Raw genomic sequence first — 17,823 nt, forward strand, 5'->3', positions numbered from 1 at the left:
AATCTCCTGTTGCAGAACTCAGTGGCAGCCATCAGCGGACGGCTACCGGCGGCTGCCGGACACCCCTGTTTTGTGCCAAGCAACTGCCTATGAAAGACTACTAGGCAGGGAAGGTTGTCCGAGCGGCCGAAGGAGCTAGTCTTGAAAACTAGTGTGCGGTAACCCCGTACCAAGAGTTCGAATCTCTTACCTTCCGCGTTGAGGCCCCGGTTCACCAGATTGCTGGTGAACCGGGGCTTTTCGTTTGGCTGGGGAAGGCGCCCCGTAGCCCGCTGAAACCGAGAGCCTTGAAACCGGCAGGGCCCAGGAATAGTCTTTTGTGATCAGGCCAACAGTCCCGGATTCGGGGTGTTCCGTTCAGGAGATGACATGCCAACGCCAGATTTCACCAACGGGGCCCCCTGCTGGATCGACCTCATGAGCACAGACACCCAAAAGGCCTGCGCATTCTACGGTGCCATTTTCGGCTGGGACTTTGCCGCGGGGGACCAGGAAAAATACGGCGGTTACATCATGGCTACCAAGAACGGCAGCACCGTGGCCGGCATCATGGCCCGGCAACCGGACCAGGTGGGAATGCCAGACCTATGGTCCGTCTACCTGCGCACCGAAGATGCAAAAGCTACAGCTGACGCCATCGCTGCCAACGGCGGATCCGTCCATGTGGGGCCCATGGACATTCCCGATCAAGGCGCCATGCTCTTCTTCATGGATCCCTCAGGTGCGGCAGCCGGGGCCTGGCAGCCTGGTGCCATGAAAGGGTTCGAGGTCGCCGCGGAGCCCGGTGCGCCCGCATGGTTTGAGCTCCACGCCAAGAAGTACGACGCCGCACTGGATTTTTACAGCACCGTCTTCGGCTGGCACCCTGCAGTCCTCAGCGACACCCCGGAATTCCGCTACTCCACCTCCGGCGAAGGAGACAGCGCACAGGCGGGAGTCATGGATGCTGCTGCCTATCTGCCAGCTGACGTTCCATCACACTGGGAGGTCTATTTCAGCGTGGAAGACACCGACGCAACCCTGGAGAAGGCGCTGGCCCTCGGCGGAACACTGATCGATGGTCCACAGGACAGCGAGTTCGGCAGGGTAGCCCAGCTCTCGGACCCCACCGGTGCGATGTTCAAGATTGTTGCCGAAGCGACTGCATCGACGGAGCACTAAGCCAACGGCGCAACAGGCCGTCGTCGTTACGTGCTCGTAAATTCTTCAGTGAATCTTTCATATCTGCTCACCTGGACTCCTACCCACCGGTAGTCTGTGTGATGTCCGGCACACACCTCGAATGCACACGGACGCAATACTGCGTTCATTCAAGGCTGCTGTGATGTGCCAGGCCGTGTCTTTGGGAGACGCAGCCTGGAAACCACATTGTGCGGCAATCCGGACATCTTCCGTCGCATCCCTACCGGGGCAACCCAACGAAAGTCGGAGCAGAATGCATCACTCATCCTGGAAACTGGCGCTGGGGACAGCGCTGTCAGTGGGGCTCATCGCCGCTCCCCTGATAGCGCTGCCCGCCATCGCTGTTGAAGCCGCGCCAGCGGCAGCGGGCAACTCACCCGTCACCATCAACGAGGCCTACCTGAGCGGAGGCAGCGCCGGCGCCGCTTTCACCAACAAATTTGTTGAGCTCTACAACTCCTCCGACGCAGCAGTGCCCCTGAACGGCTGGTCGCTGCAGTACCGATCGGCCACTTCCACCGGAAATCCTTCTGGCGTCGTGCCCCTGAGCGGCAGCATCCCTGCCAAAGGCCACTTCCTGGTCCAGGGCGGAAGTAACGGCACCAACGGCGCCGCACTGCCCACCGCCGACGTCGTAGGAGGTGCGCTCAACCCGTCCGGCGGTGCCGGAACACTCATCCTGGCGAAGCAGGCAGGAGCCCTGGCGCTTCCTGCCGGGAACGTGATCGAGCCCGCAAACGTGGCGGATATTTTGGGCTACGGCACCACCAACACCTTTGAAACCGCAGCAGCCACGGCCCCTTCGGGCAATACTGATGTTCGCTCCCTCAACAGGGTTACCGGCGTGGATACCAACAGCAACGCCGCTGATTTCTCGCTCAACGCCAGCATCACGCCTACTGCGGCGAGTGGCGGAACGGGTCCTGATCCAGATCCCACTCCTGACCCGGACCCCACACCAGCCCCGGATCCGACAACCCAGAGCATCGCAGAGATCCAAGGGACGGGGACGGACAGCCCCCTGGTGGGCGCCACAGTCACCACACGCGGCAAGGTCACAGCGACCTTCCCCACCGGCGGACTCAACGGCTACTACATCCAGACTCCCGGCACGGGCGGTGACCTCAATGCCACCAACCACTCCGCATCAGACGGGATTTTCGTTTACTCCCCCAGCACTGTAGCGGCTGTCCAGATGGGCGACTACGTCGAGATCACCGGGGCTGTCGCCGAGTACTTTGGCATGACACAGGTGAACGTGACCGCCGCAACTGGGCTGACGAAGCTCACCGAGGCAGCTCCAGAGGTCAAGGCAACGCCGTTTACCCTTCCGGCAAACGACACATTCCGGGAATCCCTGGAAGGCATGCTCCTTGCCCCGCAAGGACCCCTGACCGTCACGGATAACTACACCCTGAACCAGTACGGTGAAATTGGACTGGCAGGTGGCACCACAGCGCTGGTCCAGCCCACCGCCGTCGCACCTTTCGGCTCCCCCGAGTACACGGCAGCTGTGGCAGACAATGCCGTCCGCGGCATCAAACTCGACGATGGGTCCAGTACCAATTTCCTCAAGGACGCCACCACCAAGGCCGAGGTCCTGCCGTACCTGACCACAGCTGATCCGGTCCGCGTTGGCTCACCGGCAACCTTCACCACCAACGTAGTCCTGGGTTACGCAAACAACGCCTGGAAACTGCAGCCGCTGACGCACCTCACCGCAGCAAACAAGGACACTGTGCAGCCGGCGTCGTTCGGGGCAACCCGAACCGAGTCACCCCAGGCTGTCGGTGGCAACGTCAAGATCGCCTCCTTCAACGTGCTGAACTACTTCCCCACCACCGGTGACACGCTGGCAGGATGCAGGTTCTATTCAGACCGTGCGGGTAACCCCATCACCGTCAGCAGCGGCTGCAACGCCCGCGGAGCCGCCACCGCCGAGAACTTTGAACGCCAGCAGGCCAAAATCGTTGACGCCATCACCAAGGCCGGCGCAGACGTTGTCACCCTGATGGAAATCGAAAACTCCGCCCAGTTCGGCAAGAACCGCGATGACGCACTGGCCAAGCTGGTGGATGCCCTCAACATTGCGACCCCCGGCATCTGGGACTATGTCCGCACACCTGCCAACGCTCCTCCGCTGAGCAATGAAGACATGATCCGCACGGCCTTCATCTTCAAGAAAGCAGTTGTGGAAACGGTGGGCGAATCCATCATCCACAACGACACAACAGCATTTGCTACGGCCCGCAAACCGCTGGCGCAGGTCTTCAAACCTGTAGGCGGCAGTGCCGACACCGAGTTCATCGCCATTGCGAACCACTTCAAGTCCAAGGGCTCCGCCGCGACACCCGACGACACTGACAAGGGCCAGGGCGCCTCAAACCTGGCACGCACGGCACAGGCAACATCCCTGCTGGGCTTCACGCAGGAACTCCAGAAATCCAAGGGCACCGACAAGGTTTTCCTGATTGGTGACTTCAACTCCTACGGCTACGAAGACCCGATCAACGTCCTTACCTCTGCCGGGTATGTGAACCAGGACAACAAAGCACGTAACACCGACGGCTCCGCCAAACACTCCTACCTCTTCGGTGGACTGGTGGGCTCCCTGGACCACATCCTGGCCTCACCCGCAGCCGACGCTGTGGTGACAGGTGCGGACATCTGGAACATCAACTCCGTTGAATCAGTCGCCCTCGAGTACAGCCGTTTCAACAACAACGTCACCAACTACTACGAACCCAACCAGTTCCGCGCCAGCGACCACGACCCTGTAGTGGTGGGCATGAACCTGGAATCGGCCCCGTCCAGCGTTGACCTGAACTTCCTGAACATCAACGACTTCCACGGCCGTATTGACGCCAACACCGTGCAGTTCGCTGGCACCATCGAGAAGCTCAAGGCCGCTGCAACCCCGGGCGCCACAGCGTTCCTCTCTGCCGGAGACAACGTGGGCGCGTCACTGTTCGCGTCCTCCGTTGCCAAGGACCAGCCCACCATCGACGTACTGAACACCCTGGAACTGAAGGCATCCGCCGTAGGCAACCACGAGTTCGACGGCGGCTGGCCAGACCTCAGGGACCGCATCATCGCTGATGGCACCAACGCGAAGTTCCCCTACCTGGGAGCCAACGTCTACGCCAAGGGCACCACCACCCCGGTACTTCCGGAGTACACCGTCCTGGACATGAACGGCATCAAGGTCGCGGTGATCGGCACCGTTACCCAGGAAGTTCCCTCACTGGTCACCCCGGGCGGCATCGCTGACCTGGACTTCGGTGACCCGGTCGAAGCCATCAACCGGACAGCTGCGAAAATCACTGCCGAAAACCTGGCGGACATCATCGTCGTGGAAGACCACGACGGCGCCGGCGCAGGAACTCCCGACGGTGCAACCCTGGAGCAGGAAGTCGCAGCAGGCGGGCCCTTCGCCAAGCTTGTGACCGAAACCTCCGCTGACGTGGACGCCATCTTCACCGGCCATACGCACAAGGAATATGCCTGGAACGCTCCCGTTCCCGGCGTCGAGGGCAAGACCCGCCCGATCGTCCAGACCGGCAACTACGGCGAGAACATCGGCCAGATCCAGCTCACCATCGACACTGCCACCAAGGAAGTTACCGAGTCCAAGGCCGGCAACGTCAAGCGCAGCACCGAACCCGCCGCAGACCTTATCGCCACCTACCCCCGCGTTGCCGCGGTGGATGGGATCGTAAAGAAAGCACTGGCAGATGCCGCAGTAGTGGGCAACCAGCCCATCGGCTCGATCACCAAGGACATCACCACGGCGTTCACCGCAGATCCCGCGGGCGGACCAGCCAAGCGCGATGACCGTGGCAGCGAGTCCACCCTGGGCAACCTCGTCGCGGACTCCCTGCTGGATTCCTTGAAGTCCGCGGACCTCGGTGGCGCCGAAATCGGCGTCGTCAATCCCGGTGGGCTGCGCAACGAGCTGTACTACGCGCCCGATGGCACCATCACTTACGCAGAAGCCAATGCGGTGCTGCCGTTCGTGAACAACCTCTGGACCACGTCGCTGACAGGTGCGCAGGTCAAGACGCTCCTGGAGCAGCAGTGGCAGACCAACGCCGATGGTACGGTACCCAGCCGCGCCTATCAGCAGCTGGGCCTGTCCAAGAACGTGAACTACACCTACGACGCAGCCCGCGCCGCCGGTGACCGGATCACCGCCATCCGGGTCAACGGATCACTGATTGACCCGGCAAAGGCCTACCGGATCGGAACATTCAGCTTCCTGGCAACAGGCGGCGACAACTTCCGGATCTTCACGCAGGGCGCCAACACCAAGGACTCAGGACTCGTGGACCGCGACGCCTGGATCAGCTACCTGCAGAAGAGCAGCCCCGTCGCGCCGGACTTTGCCCGTCGCACCGTGGCCGTGGTCAACACCACCGCCGCTGAGGTAAAGCCAGGAGCAGCCATCACCCTGGCTATCTCCAAGCTGGACCTGACCTCGGTAGGCAGCCCAGCCAACAAAACCCTGGCAGCAACGTTCACCGACGCTGCAGGGAAAGTTACCCAGCTGGGAACGGTACCCGTCAGCGCCGGAGCCGCACGTGTGAACCTCGCTGTTCCCGCCGGTGCAGCAGCCGGTGCCGGAACACTGACCCTGACCGCAGCCGAATCGGGCACAGTGGTCAAGGCCGAGGTCAAGGTGGGCGCAAGCACTCCAGCCCCACCAGTCTGCAAGGCCCCGGTCAAGCCAAGCAAGTGGTACGACGTGCTGGGCTGGATCCGCTACGGCATTGCCTGGGTCCAATACCAGGTGTGCCTGCGAGGCTAGGCGTAGAACGCTGGGCGCAGAGGCTGGGCGCAGTGGCTAAGGGCAGCAGCTCACCACCACTGGACATGCCCAATCTCTAGACCCGCACCGATGAGCATGCCCGTCCCAGGGTTGCAGCGATGGACATGAAAGTTCGTGTCCACTGCTCAGCCCCAGGGATGGGCATGCTCATTTTTTGCAGGAATCCCAATCAGGGCCCAGGCCACGTCTCCTGTGGGCGTGCTCACTTCGTGGGCGCAGCACCAGTGGACATGCTCATTTCGTGGGCGCAGCACCAACGGGCGTGCCCGTTCCTTGGCTTCAGTACTGGACATGGCAGATCTTGCCCACGCTTCAGGTCCAGGGCTGGACATGTCTGTCTACAACGGCGGAAAGTTCGGCTCTGCCTACGGAAAGTTGGACATGCCCGATTCTTAGCTCAGGCCATGAGCATGCGCCACCATGTCCATTCCTTGGAGCTTGGAATGAGCATGTCCGTTTCTGGGGCACGGCGGCGTGAGTGCACATGTCCATTCCTGTGCCCGGACAGTGGACAAAACAGACTATGTCCAGAGCTGGAGTCCAGATACGAACATGTCCTCAGGGGAGGTGCAGGATGTCCCGCGCGATCTCATCGGCGTCCCGGATGGTTCGTTGCCCGCTGGCATAGATTGGTCCCGAGGCCTGCTGGGCCTCGGCTGCAATCGCTGTCCCCCACTGGGTGGCTGAAAGTTGCAGGCCCAGGACGTACATCCCTTCGGTCACGGCCCCGCTGATACCCAGTGCACGGTAGGGGTGCGGCTCGACGTCGAGCCCGGAGGACTCAACGGGCTGCCCCTCCGGTGTCATCATGAGGCGCGGGCGGACCAGGCCCTCGCGCAGCAACTGCTGCAGAAGGGGCGAATCGTTCACTCCCACGCGGTTCGCCGGAGCCAGGGCCTCCACCATGGTCCTGGCTCGGACGCCACCGCCGGAAACCCACGGCGAGGTGGCTGTGAAAGCACCGGTCACCCGGTCCACGCCAAAGCTCGGATCCGGCCCGACGAAACTCACGACGCCGGCGCGCACCAGGGCAGCGAGCTGTTCGGCCCGGAGCGCGGGCGGGCCGCTGGCCAAACCCTCGACAAATGACTCGAACCAACCGCGCAGCCCGGACATCCACGACTCATCCGTGATTCCACCGTCGGCCACAATGGATTTGAGCACGGATCGCCCGTGGTGCAGGGCCCCAATGGTCATCTTCAGCGGGTCATGTTCACCGCGCGCGGATCGGAGGGCATCGTCGCGCAGGTAATCGACGACCGCGGCATCAAGTTCGCGGCGTGAGGAAAAGGACCGCCCGGCCAGAGGAGCCGCCAGAGCCAGCAGCTCCAGCCGATGGGCCGGTGGGACGTGCACGGCAAGGACGGAGTCCACCGTGTCTTCCCACTTCCCGGCAGCGTGCGAGCGCAGCCGCAACGCTTCATCGAGCGCCACCAAAAAACCCGCCGGGTCCGTGACCGCGTCCGGTTGGGCGTTGACCAGCGTCGAATAGTAGGCCCACAGCGCATCCCGATGCAGCAGAGGCCACAGATCGTGATCGAATCCCGGCTGCACACCTGAGACGGCCAGCCGCTTCAGAGCCTCAGGGGTGAGGTACCGCAGCGTGACCGACGTGGGGTAGTACCCCTGCAGCGTAGCCTTGGTCCGGTAGGGGGTGCCCCGCCGCGAGGCAGCAATGATGACGGGCTCGGTACCGGAGCGGACGTATTCAAGGGCACTACCCTCCCCGACAAAGCTGCCACCGCGGCCCTCCGTCAGCTGACCCATCACGTCAAAGAAGTTGAGGCCCATGCCACGCACCAGCACGGGCTCCCCTGCCGGGATGGCTGACCAGTCGACGTCGGCAGGAACAGCCGGCGGGACATAGAGCAGGCCCAAGCTCTCCGCTGCGCCCCGCAATGCGCGTTGTTCAAGGTTGAGCAACGATTCCACATGACCCAGGGCCAGCACCACAGAATCGACAGCCAGTAGGGTTCCAGACCCGAGGACGACGGCGAACCCACCGGCCGCCTGCTTGTGCACTGCCGTCGCACGGTCCTCGTGGAAGGCGACGCTGACGCCGTCGGGCAGGTTCTGCAGCAGAGCGTCAAGAGTGCTGCGAAGGTAACGGCCATAGAGCGCGCGGCTAGGAAATCCTGTACTTTCCAACCCTGCCAGTTCGGCGCGTTCTGCCGCATTGAGCCCCGCCTCGGGGGACACCCTCTGGCTGGACCGCCACTGATCAAAGGTGGTGCCAGCAAGGGCCGGCGCCAGTGCCGCTTCAGGTCCTGATTCCGGACAACCGGCTGCGGCTGCGGCTGCGGACGGGGACGCGGGCGCGGGCGGGGACGGGCTGGGAACGACTGTGGGATAAAACGACTGGGTGTTCATCAGGAACAGGCGCGATTGGTCTGGCCGCCAGACGTGCCCTGGACCGGCCGGATACGGATCAACAATGTCTACGTGCAGCGATGCGCCGGGGGCGTGCTCACCGGCATTGGCGGCCCAGTTGGCCAGCAGGCGTTCCAGGACGCTGGTTCCCCTGGGGCCTGCCCCAATGATGACCGTCCTGATGCTCTGCGAAGTTCCCACGGAGTCCAGAGTATCGGCTTGTGACTTGCAGCCGGTGCGCAAGTGTTGTTTGGATATAGCCCATGACCACCACCGAAGCTGATCCAACGCCCGAGGCCACCCCCAACGGCGCCGCCCCTGAGCCCACCGATGAGAACATCTGGCTGGAGGACATCTACGGAGAGGGACCGCTGGCCTGGGTTCGGGAACAGAATGCCCGTACAGAGGACCTGCTGGAAGATGCGGCATACGGCACCCTCGAAGAAAGCATCCTGGAGGTCTTGGACTCCACCGATCGAATTGCCATGGTGGGCAAGCGGGGCAGTTGGTATTACAACTTCTGGAAAGATCAGCACAACCCCAGGGGCCTCTGGCGGCGCACCACCTGGGAGAGTTACCAGGAGGACACCCCGGAGTGGGACGTGCTGGTGGACTTCGATGCGCTGTCCGCGGCTGAGGGCACCGAATGGGTTTTCCATGGCGCCACTTTCTTGCGGCCGGCAGCTGGCGCTGACCACCGCTTTGCCCTGCTGGCGCTCTCCCCCGACGGTGGCGATGCGAACCGCTACCGCGAGTTCGACGTCGAGACGCGCAGTTTCGTGGAACCCACCGAGGGTGGTTTTGACCTGCCGACCGCCAAGGGCAACGTCTCCTGGCTAGATGCCGACACGCTGCTGGTCTCCTCTACCGCAGAGGGACTTCCCGTCACCACGTCCTCCTATGCCCGGACCGCCGTCCAGCTCACGCGTGGGCAGTTGCTGGCTGACGCACCCCGGATTTTCGAGGTCGCAGCGGACCATATGCTGGCCACAGTGGTCCACGATTCGACGCCGGGCTACGAGCGCACATTCTCGGTGGACTACATCGACTTCTTCAACCGCTCCACGGCGCTCAGGACAGCGGATGGCTGGACCACGCTGGACATCCCCACGGACGTTGATGCCAGCGCCCACCGCGACTGGCTGCTCCTGCGGCCCCAGGGCGACTGGACTGTCGGAGACACCACATACCCGGGCGGGTCGCTGCTGGCCGCGGACTTTGATTCCTTTATGGCCGGCGCGCGCAACCTGTCAGTGCTGTTCACGCCTGACAGCCAGACGTCCCTGCAGTCCTGGAGCTGGACCCGTAATTTCCTCCTGCTGAACCTGCTCCGCGATGTCTCTTCTGAAATCCACGTCCTGGACCCGTCGCGGGCCGGCAGCAGCACATGCTCGCTGCCGGGCGCGTGGGCATCCAGCCTCCTCGATGCCTGCCCACCGCTGCATGACGTCAACGCCTATGCCGTCGACGACGAAGACGAGGCTGAAGACGCGGGCAACGACTTCTGGCTTATCGCCACCGGCTTTACCACCCCCAGCACACTGATGCGCGGCACCCTGCAGAGGCAGGGAACGGACGACGGCGGCACCACCGTGGTGAGCGAGCATGCGGTAGTGAAGGCCTCGCCGTCGTTCTTCCTCGACGATGACTACGAGGTCCAGCAGCACTTCGCGACCTCTGCCGACGGTACCAAGGTGCCCTACTTCCAAGTGGCGTCCAAGGACCTGATCCTGGACGGCCAGAATCCCACGCAGCTTTCCGGCTACGGCGGCTTTGAGATCTCCCGTACACCTGCGTACAGCGGCACCATTGGACGGGCCTGGCTGGAACGCCGGAGCGAGCCGGTGGCCGGCGTGGATGGTGCTGAACCGCACTCCCGCGGCGGGGTCTTTGTGGTGGCGAACATCCGCGGTGGCGGCGAATACGGCCCGTCCTGGCACCGGGCGGCCCTGCAGGAAAAACGCCACCGCGCCTACGAGGACTTTGCGGCAGTGGCCCAGCATCTGATCAGCCGCGGCGTGACCTCCCGTGATCGCCTTGGCTGCGTGGGCGGCTCCAATGGTGGGCTGCTGGTAGGCAACATGCTGACGCAGTACCCGGAACTCTTTGGCGCAGTGTCCTGCGGTGTGCCATTGCTGGACATGCGCCGTTACACCAAGCTCTCCGCCGGGTACTCGTGGATTGCCGAATACGGGGATCCAGATCAGGCTGAACAGTGGGACTTTATCCAGACCTTCTCCCCGTACCACCTGCTGCGCGATGGTGTGGAATACCCTGAAACGTTCATCTGGACCGCCACTTCTGATGACCGGGTAGGCCCCGTCCAGGCCCGCAAGATGGCTGCCCGGATGCAGGCCATGGGGATCCGCAACGTCTGGTTCCATGAAGCGCTGGAGGGCGGGCACGCCGGCGCCTCGGACAACCGCCAGGCGGCTGCGCTGCAGGGCAGAAGCCAACATTTCCTGTGGCGGGCGCTGGCTGGCGGCGTCTAGGGACGGCACACCGTCAGGCCGTTTTGCGCTCCATGGCCCAGTCTGCGTATTCTTGGTGGGCTGGGAACAGCAAATGGAGACGTGCCAGAGCGGCCGAATGGGCTTCACTGCTAATGAAGTGTGGGGCACAACTCCACCGGGGGTTCAAATCCCCCCGTCTCCGCGTTTGGCCCCGATCATTGATCGGGGCCTTTTGCGTACCCGCCCGGACCCTGGCGCTTTTCGGCCGTCAGCCAGCCTGGCCAAGAACCAGGGGAAGCACCGCCCCGACGCCGGCCTGCCGCAGGGCGCGCCCCGCAACCGTGACAGTCCAGCGGCTGTCCACCAGGTCATCCACCAGCATGACCGGCTGCCCCTGCACGTCCGCCAGCGCAGCAGCCAGCTCCGGGCCAACCACCAGGCGGTCCCAGACTCCTGCCAGCCGGTAGGCGCTGTTGCCACCACGGGCTCCCGTGGGTCCACCGTGGGCTAGGTCCAGGCTGCCCAGATACGGGATTCTGCCGATCTCCGCAATTCCCCTGGCCAGCGAATCCACCAGCTGTGGTTTGCTCCGTGAGGGCATGGCTATGATCGCCGCGGGCCGGCCCGCCCCACTCCAGCCCGGGGCCCGGCCATTCCCGCCACCCCATTCGCGCAGCACCTGCACACAGGCCTGCAGCATTTCCGGGTCAATGGCGCGGTCCTCGGCTCCAGCGGCAAAGAGCCCACGCAGTGCGCCACCCCAGCCCAGGTCCGTCAGTCGGGCCAGGATCCTGCCCTCTGAGCCCAGTTCATCGGCTTTCAGCTTTCCCTTGACGGCAACACCCAAGCGGTCCATCCCGCTGGGCCACTGCAGCCGCGGTTCCACAACACCTCCCGCACGGCTCAGTGTTTCCCCTGCGGAGGCGGTGGCGTCAGCAGAAATGCCACTGTCGAACCAGACACCTGCGCAGTTATCACACCGGCCACAGGCGTGTGCCGTTTCATCGTCCAGGACCGAGGTGATGTACTCCATGCGGCAGCCAGCGGTGTCCTGGTAGATGACCATGGAATCCTGTTCATCCACCCTGGCCTCAGCGATACGGCTGTACCTCTCGGCGTCGTAGGTCCACGGCACGCCGGTAGCCCGCCAGCCGCCACCCACCCGCTCCACAGCACCGTCAACCGCCAACACTTTGAGCAAAAGTTCCAACGGTGTGCGCCGCAGGTCCACCCGCGCTTCCAGCGCCACGGTGGAGAGCGCAGCGCCGGCATCGGCAAGCGCCGTCAGTACCGCGGATGCCTTCTGCTCCGAGGGCATGGATGCTGTGGCGAAATACTGCCAGATGTCGCGGTCCTCGGAACCCGGCAGCAGGAGGACGTCCGCATTCGCTGCGCCACGCCCAGCCCTACCCACCTGCTGGTAGTACGCGACAGGGGAGGACGGAGCCCCCAGGTGCACTACAAAACCCAGGTCAGGCTTGTCGAATCCCATCCCCAGTGCCGAGGTAGCCACCAGCGCCTTGACCTTGTTGTCCTTCAGGAGCTGTTCGGCCCGCTCACGATCCGCTGGGTCAGTTCTCCCGGTATAGGAGAGCACCTCATGGCCGGCGCCGGCCAGCAGGCGTGCGGTGTCCTCCGCAGCGGAGACAGTGAGGGTGTAGATGATGCCGCTGCCCGGTAGCTCGGCCAGGTGCGTCAGCAGCCAGCCCAGGCGTTGCCTGGAATCGGGCAGGGCCAGGACGCCCAGGCGCAAGGAATCCCGCCCCAGTGCCCCGCGGATAGTCAGGACATCGGCGCCCAGCTGCTCCTCGATATCGTGGACTACCCGGGAGTTGGCGGTGGCGGTGGTGGCTAGGACGGGAACAGTGTCCGGCAATTCGGTAATAAGATCGGCGATCCGTCGGTAATCCGGACGGAAGTCGTGGCCCCAGTCGGAGATGCAGTGTGCCTCATCAATGACCAGCAGGCCGGTCCGGCGCATCAGCTCGGGCAGCTGGTTTTCCCGGAAAGAAGGATTGGTGAGGCGCTCCGGGGAGACAAGCAGCACGTCCACTTCATCGTCTGCGAGCTGTTGGCGGACGGTATCCCACTCCAGCGCATTCGCGGAGTTGATCGCCACTGCCCGCACTCCCGCCCTGGCCGCTGCGGCAACCTGGTCCCGCATGAGGGCCAGCAGGGGCGAGACAATCAGTGTGGGACCCGCACCGCGACGGCGCAGCAGCAGCGAGGCAACAAAGTAGACAGCAGACTTGCCCCAACCTGTCCGCTGGACCACCAACGCGCGGCGGCCGCCATCCACCAGGGCCTCGATCGCCTCAAACTGGCCATCATGGAAATCGGCTGACGGGTGCCCCACAAGTTCGCGCAGGACCTCGAGGGCAAGCTGCCGGGTCCCGTCCGGCGTGCCCGGGTCAGTCGCAGACACCGTGTCACGTGGCGACGTTGCGTCAGTCGGGGAAGATGCGTCCAGGGAGTGGTGATGGGAAGTAGCCATTGATTCAGTATCCCAGCCAGCCCCGACAGGACCGCCTGGAATTCGCCCACTGTGGAAACCCTCATCTACCAGGTCCCCTGTCGGCGCGGCGGAGTGACATCAGGAACCAGCCAAAGCGCTCCCACCGTAAGATGGATCCCGTGACTAGCGAGCAGACTGAAACCTTTGACCTGTCGGCGTCTTTCAAGGCGTACGACGTCCGCGGCATTGTGGGCGAATCCATCACGGCTGAGATCGTCGAAGCTGTGGGGGCCGCCTTTGTTGATGTGCTGGAACTGGAAGGACAGACAATCCTTGTGGGTGGCGACATGCGGCCGTCCTCCCCCGAGTTCAGCAAAGCGTTTGCCGACGGCGCAGCCACCCGGGGGGCCAACGTCCAGCTCCTGGGCCTGATCTCCACCGACGAGCTCTACTTTGCCTGCGGTTCGCTGAACGCAGCGGGAGCCACTTTCACCGCCAGCCACAACCCTGCCGGCTACAACGGCATCAAGATGTCCAGGGCAGGCGCCCAGCCCATCTCCTCGGAGACCGGGCTCAACGACATCCAGGCCAAAGCCGAGCACTACCTCAACGCCGGCAGCATCCCTGCCCGCGGCACCCGCGGCCAGATCGGCGTCAGGGATGTCCTCAAGGACTACTCCGAGTACCTCCGCAGCCTGGTGGACCTGTCCACGTCGCGGCCGTTGAAAGTTGTTGTCGACGCCGGCAACGGCATGGCAGGACTGACGACGCCAGCCGTGCTGGGCGACACATTGCTGCCCAAGCTTCCGTTTGAGATCATCCCGCTGTACTTCGAACTTGATGGTTCCTTCCCGAACCACCCGGCCAACCCGTTGGAGCCGGAGAACCTCCGGGACCTGCAGGCCGCCGTCGTCAAACATGGCGCGGACATTGGCCTGGCGTTCGACGGCGATGCCGACCGCTGCTTCGTGATCGACGAGTTGGGCGAACCTGTCTCGCCGTCGGCCATCACCGGCATGGTGGCCCGCCGTGAAATCGCCCGCGCAAAGGCGCAGGGCGAGCAGACACCCACCGTCATCCATAACTTGCTGACCTCACGTGCAGTTCCGGAACTGGTGGAACACGACGGCGGACGGGCAGTCCGGACTCGGGTGGGCCACTCCTTCATCAAGGCAGTCATGGCCGAGGAAGGCGCAGTTTTCGGCGGTGAGCACTCCGCCCACTTCTACTTCCGCGATTTCTGGAACGCTGACACCGGCATGCTGGCTGCCATGCATGTCCTGGCCGCGCTGGGCGAGCAGGACGGGGTCCTCTCCGACCTGGGCCGTGAATACGAGCCCTACATTTCTTCCGGGGAGATCAACTCCGAAATCGAGGACAAGGTAGGTGCTGTGGAACGCGTGCGCCAGGACTTCGCCCACGAGGACATCAGCATCGACTCGATGGACGGCAGCACGTTCACGGCCAACGATGGCAGCTACTGGTTCAACCTTCGCCCGTCCAACACTGAGCCGTTCCTGCGGTTGAACGCAGAGGCCGTGGACACACCCACCATGGAACGCATCCGCGACCGCGTGCTCGCCCAGGTGCGCAGCGCATGACCCAAACACCCGAGGATTCCGGATCCTGGCGCGATTCCGTGCCGGAGGCTTCCGCGCAGGACCTTGAGAACCTGTTGGGAACCGGCGTTGGCGCTGCCCGTGAGCAGTTGGAACGCTCCGGTGGTTTTCTGCCATTTGCCCTGACTGTCCAGAACGACGGCGAGCTCCGGATGGTGGCTATCACACCGCCTGATGCTGACGAGAACGAAGAGTTCGACGCCGACGCGATGATCGCTGACCTGACCACTCTTCTTCGCCAGCACCGCGATGAGATCCGGGCTGCCGCCGTCGTCTGTGACATCACCTTGGTGGACGACGGAACCGATGCTGTCCACGTTGCCGCAGAACACCAGGATGGCTCGCTGTTCGCCGCCGTCATGCCCTACACCCCGGAGGCTGCTGGGGAAATGGAGTTCGGCGAGCTGGCGGCAGACACCAATGAGGCCATCATCTGGGTGGACTAGTCCTCCCCCACGCCGCGTCCAGTAGTGCCGCCAACCGGTTGGTTCGCGCCTCCGGCTGGAAGTAACGGACATGCACAACAGCGGCCCCGCACCTCCAGCGAGAGAGGTGCGGGGCCGCTGTTGTTGATCGTCAGGCCAGTCGCTGCTTCAGGCCATCCAGTTCAGCCTGCAGGGCCGATGGAAGGGACGCTCCGAAGTTGGCGAACCAGTCCTCGATGGATGCCAGTTCCGTTTTCCACTCCTGCGCATCCACCCGGACCGCCGATTCAATCTCTGCGGGCGTCATGTCCAGGCCCGTAAGATCGATCGCATCCCCTGTGGGGACAAATCCGATGGGCGTCTCCACAGCATCGGCGGTACCCTCGAGGCGTTCCATGGCCCACTTCAGGACACGGGAATTGTCTCCGAAACCAGGCCACGCAAAACCACCCTCAGGCGTGCGGCGGAACCAGTTGACCAGGAAAATCTTGGGCAGCCGGGCCGGATCAGCCTTTGCCGAGAGATTGATCCAGTGGTTGAGGTAGTCGCCGGCGTCGTAGCCGATGAACGGGAGCATCGCCATGGGGTCGCGGCGGACAACGCCCACGGCACCAGCAGCTGCAGCTGTGGTCTCCGAGGAGAGCGTCGCCCCCATGAAGATGCCGTTGCTCCAGCTGCGGGCCTCGGTCACCAGGGGAATGGTGGTCTTGCGGCGGCCGCCGAAGAGTATTGCCGAGAGCTCTACGCCGTCGGGGCTGTAGTACTCCTCAGCGAGCATGTCGATCTGGTCGATCGGGGTGCAGAACCTCGAATTGGGGTGTGCTGCGGGAGTCCCCGACTGGTGCGTCCAGGAATTCCCCTGCCAGTCAATCAGGTGCGCCGGTGCATCGTCCGTCATGCCCTCCCACCACACACCGCCGTCGTCCGTGAGCGCCACGTTGGTGAAGATGCTGTTGCCCTTGGCGATGGCGCGCATGGCGTTGGGATTGGTGGCCCACCCGGTTCCCGGCGCAACACCAAACAGCCCGGCTTCGGGGTTCACGGCACGCAGCTCACCTTCCTTACCGAAGCGCATCCACGTGATGTCATCGCCGAGGGTCTCGACCTTCCAGCCGTCGATGGTCGGATCCAGGAGCGCCAGGTTGGTTTTGCCACAGGCAGAGGGGAACGCTGCAGAAACGTAGTAGTTTTTCTGTTGCGGCGAGGTCAGCTTGAGGATGAGCATATGCTCCGCAAGCCAGCCTTCGTCGCGGGCCATCACAGAGGCGATGCGAAGGGCATAACACTTCTTGCCAAGCAGGGCATTGCCACCGTAGCCGGAGCCGAAAGACCAGATGGAGCGCTCTTCGGGGAAGTGCACAATCCACTTGTCAGGGTTGCAGGGCCATGCAACATCTTCCTGGCCGGGGTTCAGGGGCGCGCCCAGGGAGTGCAGTGCGGGGACAAAAAATGCGTTGGTCTGCGTAATCCGGTCCAGGACCTCGGTGCCAATCTGCGCCATGATCCGCATGGATGCCACCACGTAGGCACTGTCAGTGATCTCGACGCCGAACTTGGGATCCTCGGCGTCCAGGTGCCCCATAACAAAAGGGATGACGTACATGGTGCGTCCACGCATAGAGCCGGAGAACAGGCCACGGAGCTTGTCTTTCATCTCCGACGGTTCCATCCAGTTATTGGTGAACCCGGCATCGCGCTTGTTTTCGGAGCAGATGAACGTCTGCTCTTCCACGCGGGCCACGTCTGCGGGGTCGGAGAACGCAGCAAAAGAATGCGGGAACAGGTCCTGGTTCAGCCTTTTAAGCGTTCCCGCCTCCACCAGTTCGTCGGTGAGCCGCGTGTTTTCTTCGGCTGAACCGTCAACCCAGTGAATCTGATCCGGCTGGGTAAGTCCGGCCATTTCCTCGACCCAGGCCAGGAGTCCGGCGTGGGTGGTGGGTGCTGCTTCAAGCAGAGGCAGTCGCGCAAGATCGCCCATTGGGGTTCCCTTCCTTGGAAGTCATCGGTGTGGTTCAAATCTAGGGGCCACAACAGTGGCGCCGCTGGTATATACCGGCGGGTATTTCCGGTCCCAACCATCGAAACCCCGTAATATCAAGGAATTTATCGTGAATATTGGCCCCTTTTGTGACTAAGGTCACCTATACCGGTCTAGTTGCGCACATTACACTACCGTCAATTTGAAGAACGGCCCGGCCTCGCGTAAAGTAATTCGAGGTTCGGCAGGAGAGCGAAGGTTCTTGGCCAAAACCAAAGATGCGCCCATAGCTCAGCTGGATAGAGCGCCTGTCTACGGAACAGGAGGTCAGGGGTTCGAATCCCTTTGGGCGCACAGATGAAGAAGATCCGCACTGGAAACGGTGCGGATCTTCTGCGTTAAGCGATAGCACTGAGCAGCCCGCCTGGGCTGAGCTGCCCGGCCGAGCTGGCGTGCCGCTCTTTCAGCAGCATAACTTTCGTAAGAACGCGCTTCGACAGTGGCCGCCGTGCG

8 protein-coding genes and 3 tRNA genes are annotated in these 17,823 nt (G+C 63.2%); 8 read left to right on the top strand and 3 right to left on the bottom strand.

Features of this window, described 5'->3' with window-relative positions; genetic code table 11:
• Window positions 1-108: 108 nt before the first annotated feature.
• The 3 genes from QMG79_RS07945 (at window position 109) to QMG79_RS07955 (ending at window position 5,989) form a co-directional block, all read left to right on the top strand.
• Window positions 109-196 (top strand) — tRNA-Ser (locus QMG79_RS07945).
• A gap of 221 nt (window positions 197-417) precedes the next feature.
• The gene (locus QMG79_RS07950) at window positions 418-1,161 is read left to right on the top strand and encodes a VOC family protein (protein WP_349357256.1); all 744 of its coding nucleotides are present in this window, start codon (window positions 418-420) and stop codon (window positions 1,159-1,161) included.
• 274 nt (window positions 1,162-1,435) lie between these two features.
• On the top strand, window positions 1,436-5,989 hold the full coding sequence (locus QMG79_RS07955; RefSeq protein ID WP_283538066.1) for an ExeM/NucH family extracellular endonuclease: 4,554 nt from the start codon (window positions 1,436-1,438) through the stop codon (window positions 5,987-5,989).
• A 579-nt stretch (window positions 5,990-6,568) separates the two neighbouring features.
• Here QMG79_RS07955 and QMG79_RS07960 read toward each other — a convergent pair.
• Window positions 6,569-8,581 carry an FAD/NAD(P)-binding protein gene (locus tag QMG79_RS07960; protein WP_283538067.1) on the bottom strand — a complete coding sequence of 671 codons (2,013 nt, stop codon included), beginning with the start codon at window positions 8,579-8,581 and terminating at the stop codon, window positions 6,569-6,571.
• Window positions 8,582-8,643: 62 nt separating this feature from the next.
• On the opposite strand from QMG79_RS07960, the gene QMG79_RS07965 reads away from it, so the two are divergent.
• Both QMG79_RS07965 and QMG79_RS07970 read left to right on the top strand, forming a co-directional pair.
• A complete protein-coding gene (locus tag QMG79_RS07965) occupies window positions 8,644-10,872 on the top strand; it encodes a prolyl oligopeptidase family serine peptidase (RefSeq protein WP_283538068.1) in 2,229 nt (742 codons plus the stop codon).
• A 75-nt stretch (window positions 10,873-10,947) separates the two neighbouring features.
• Window positions 10,948-11,035 (top strand) — tRNA-Ser (locus tag QMG79_RS07970).
• Window positions 11,036-11,101: 66 nt separating this feature from the next.
• Here the strand turns inward: QMG79_RS07970 and QMG79_RS07975 are convergent.
• Window positions 11,102-13,327 (bottom strand): RecQ family ATP-dependent DNA helicase, encoded by a 2,226-nt coding sequence (locus QMG79_RS07975; RefSeq protein WP_283538069.1) that lies wholly within the window; start codon window positions 13,325-13,327, stop codon window positions 11,102-11,104.
• A 140-nt stretch (window positions 13,328-13,467) separates the two neighbouring features.
• On the opposite strand from QMG79_RS07975, the gene QMG79_RS07980 reads away from it, so the two are divergent.
• Both QMG79_RS07980 and QMG79_RS07985 read left to right on the top strand, forming a co-directional pair.
• Window positions 13,468-14,889 (top strand): phosphomannomutase/phosphoglucomutase, encoded by a 1,422-nt coding sequence (locus QMG79_RS07980; protein WP_283538070.1) that lies wholly within the window; start codon window positions 13,468-13,470, stop codon window positions 14,887-14,889.
• A complete protein-coding gene (locus tag QMG79_RS07985) occupies window positions 14,886-15,353 on the top strand; it encodes a hypothetical protein (protein ID WP_283538071.1) in 468 nt (155 codons plus the stop codon). Before QMG79_RS07980 ends, QMG79_RS07985 begins: the two co-directional genes overlap by 4 nt.
• 130 nt (window positions 15,354-15,483) lie before the next feature.
• Here QMG79_RS07985 and QMG79_RS07990 read toward each other — a convergent pair whose 3' ends face one another.
• On the bottom strand, window positions 15,484-17,310 hold the full coding sequence (locus QMG79_RS07990) for a phosphoenolpyruvate carboxykinase (GTP) (RefSeq protein WP_283538072.1): 1,827 nt from the start codon (window positions 17,308-17,310) through the stop codon (window positions 15,484-15,486).
• A gap of 280 nt (window positions 17,311-17,590) precedes the next feature.
• Here QMG79_RS07990 and QMG79_RS07995 point away from each other — a divergent pair.
• Window positions 17,591-17,664, top strand: a tRNA-Arg gene (locus tag QMG79_RS07995).
• Window positions 17,665-17,823: the final 159 nt, after the last annotated feature.

Source organism: Pseudarthrobacter sp. PS3-L1, assembly GCF_030063285.1.
GTDB lineage: Bacteria > Actinomycetota > Actinomycetes > Actinomycetales > Micrococcaceae > Arthrobacter.

What these genes read in the sequence shown, in the direction of transcription:
- QMG79_RS07965 (WP_283538068.1), top strand. Translation starts at nt 8,644, where the DNA reads ATGACCACCACCGAAGCTGATCCAACGCCCGAGGCCACCCCCAACGGC.
- QMG79_RS07950 (WP_349357256.1), top strand. Translation starts at nt 418, where the DNA reads ATGAGCACAGACACCCAAAAGGCCTGCGCATTCTACGGTGCCATTTTC.
- QMG79_RS07990 (WP_283538072.1), bottom strand. Translation starts at nt 17,310, where the DNA reads ATGGGCGATCTTGCGCGACTGCCTCTGCTTGAAGCAGCACCCACCACC.
- QMG79_RS07955 (WP_283538066.1), top strand. Translation starts at nt 1,436, where the DNA reads ATGCATCACTCATCCTGGAAACTGGCGCTGGGGACAGCGCTGTCAGTG.
- QMG79_RS07975 (WP_283538069.1), bottom strand. Translation starts at nt 13,327, where the DNA reads ATGGCTACTTCCCATCACCACTCCCTGGACGCATCTTCCCCGACTGAC.
- QMG79_RS07985 (WP_283538071.1), top strand. Translation starts at nt 14,886, where the DNA reads ATGACCCAAACACCCGAGGATTCCGGATCCTGGCGCGATTCCGTGCCG.